This is a genomic window from Mesorhizobium sp. P5_C1 (assembly GCF_054049815.1).
On record NZ_JBFULQ010000726.1, the window covers coordinates 1 to 2,278 of the forward strand.

The following is a 2,278-nucleotide window of genomic DNA, read 5'->3' on the forward strand; positions in this document are numbered from 1 at the left end:
CCGAAATGGCCAGGCAGGAGAGCAGAGCAATCGCGGTTCTCATAACGAGCATCGATTCATGTCTGCGCCTCATTTTCCGACCTTTTACGATGCCCGAATTGCCAGAGGTTGACCGTGATCGGCGCCGGGGTCAACCGTCCCGAAGACGCACGCGATTGAGCATCGTTGCACATTTCGGCACTTGCCATCCCTTCGTTGCAGCGACCCTTCAAACGGAGCTCGCCAATGGCTAGATCGAAACCGGCCAAGCATTATCGCAGGCTGAAATCGAGCGCTTTCTCGTGGCAGCGGAAGCGCTGCATTGGAGCATCGTGAAGCCGTTCATATCGCCACACYGCGAGCACTACCGCGCTACGCGTGTCTTGCATGAGGGGCTGTTGAAGGCCGTTCGGGAAGTGACGGGAAGGAAGTCGAGTTTATCCCATGGAATGTGATGGGTCCGGTGCGATGCCCCCGGCTGAGTAGCGCGCGGGCTGGGACTTCAGTCTTAGTCCCGCCAATAGGCTTARTTGSKMAGTTKCTAATATGCCCATAGTTTWGGCAGCGCGGGGAACGCAACCCCTTCCCGCAGTGACCGGTGCGGCTTTCGCATCCCCAAGATAGCCCCAAGGCCGCACCGGCCATCGTATCAAGAACGGGTCGCACGGACGGTCGGGCTTGTTTGCCGAATCGTGGAAGGCAGTCCCAAGTGCTCTCAACTGTTTTACGGGAAAAGCTGGTGTGCGAATGCGGTCGCACCGGTTATCTGAAACTACGAGAAGACCATCAGCCCCTCAGCGGGACCTGGGAATCCTACAGCCTGGAGGGGTTCAATGGCGGCAGCCTGACGATCACCAGTTGCGGAAATATTCCCGGCGACAAGCTGGCCTATTTCCGTCCTTTGTGTCCTCAATGCAGCCAGTGGGGCAAGGTGAAGTATGCCAGCCGGACCTGAGCCCGAAAGGACCACTTACATCGTTGGCGTGTTTGAGAAGCCGCATTGGCGGACAGTGCTGACCACCAAGGACAAGGCCGAAGCAGAGGCGCTAGAACAGGCGATGGCCCAGGACGACGTTAAGGCGCGGATCGAGGAAATCACGCCGAAGCCGAAGCGGGCGGTAGGCTTTGAGTGATGGTGAGAAGTCTAGCCAGCACCGCCACCGTGATTGCAACGATAGCTGCCGCTATCGTGCTGACATTTATGGCAGCTAARAGATTTGAACTACGGCGCCCAAATCCGATCGAGGCTCATATCGAGAGGAATATCTGAGGGATGCGGGATGACCTGCTACAATCCCGTATGGCCGTCCGAATAGTGGTTATCCTGGCGCTTCTGTCCGCCTTCGCCTACGGATTCGCAAAACTTGTGGAACGCTATGGCGGCGTTGGCGATAGGCCCTCTCCGTGTGAGCAATCGTCTGATTGCCCCGACCCGAACGCGCCGCCTCCTGAACTTGAGCCTAAGCCTTCTTAGGCCGCACCCCGGCGCCGCCGCCGGACAACCCTAGCGAAACAGCAGATAGACGCCATATGCAAGAGCTCTGAATGAAATGCGCGATCGCTTGATTGAATATGGCGTCTCCCGCAAGACACGGATTTAGCAAGCTTCGCCCCCGCAAGGGCGCGCATGACGATTTCAGCCCCGGCAGCGACACGGCGCCGAGCCTATGGCTCGCTACAGGGCCAATCTTCAGGCCTCGTCAAGCCAGAAGGCAACTCGGTCCGGGCGTCTCCGCAAGCCATGTTGAGCTGCCACTGGGACAGACCCGCCGAATTGGAAAGATCGAGGCCCTCGATACGGGTCTGAAAGAAAAAAGCGCGGTCAAAGTCTATCGGCGCGGTGAACGTCGCTCCTCGGAAGTCCGCCCGCGCGAGATTGGCAAACGAAAAGCGGCTGCCGCTGATATTGGCGTCATGGAACTGCGCTCGCCCCAATTCCGCCTTTGTGAAATCAACATTGGTCAGATTGGCGTCCTGGAAATTCGAGCGCTGCACTTCCGCGCTCGTAAACACAGCGCCCTGCGCGTCCATACGGCTGAAGTCGGTCCTGTAGGCCTCGATTTTGTCGAACCGGGCGCCTTTGGCGGTCGAGTCGGCCAGGGAAGCACGCACAAGCGTTGCCTTCTCAAAATTCGCCGCAAGGAGATTGCTGTTCCTGAGGTCGGTCGACGTGAAATCAACACCGAACAGGTTCGCCCCGCTCAGGTCCTCTCCTGTTAGGATGAGAAGCTTTTTGTCACAGTCCTGCCAATTGACGCCAGGCGTCGCGGCTGCGTCGCAATTTTGAGCGGCAGTGGCG

3 protein-coding genes and 1 pseudogene are annotated in these 2,278 nt (G+C 58.4%); 3 read left to right on the top strand and 1 reads right to left on the bottom strand.

What is annotated here, in order from left to right; translation table 11 throughout:
- Window positions 1-225 precede the first annotated feature (225 nt).
- From ACXJ7R_RS30440 to ACXJ7R_RS30450, 3 genes and pseudogenes are all read left to right on the top strand, one after another.
- A pseudogene (locus tag ACXJ7R_RS30440) lies at window positions 226-454 on the top strand (hypothetical protein); the annotation flags it as partial.
- Between the two features lie 234 nt (window positions 455-688).
- Window positions 689-934 carry a hypothetical protein gene (locus ACXJ7R_RS30445; protein ID WP_457155054.1) on the top strand — a complete coding sequence of 82 codons (246 nt, stop codon included), beginning with the start codon at window positions 689-691 and terminating at the stop codon, window positions 932-934.
- Window positions 918-1,112, top strand: a complete 195-nt coding sequence (locus tag ACXJ7R_RS30450; RefSeq protein WP_095084654.1) for a hypothetical protein — start codon at window positions 918-920, stop codon at window positions 1,110-1,112. Before ACXJ7R_RS30445 ends, ACXJ7R_RS30450 begins: the two co-directional genes overlap by 17 nt.
- Window positions 1,113-1,644: 532 nt before the next feature.
- On the opposite strand, the gene ACXJ7R_RS30455 is transcribed toward ACXJ7R_RS30450, so the two are convergent.
- On the bottom strand, window positions 1,645-2,278 hold a 634-nt coding region (locus ACXJ7R_RS30455), incomplete at its 5' end, for a pentapeptide repeat-containing protein (protein WP_457155055.1).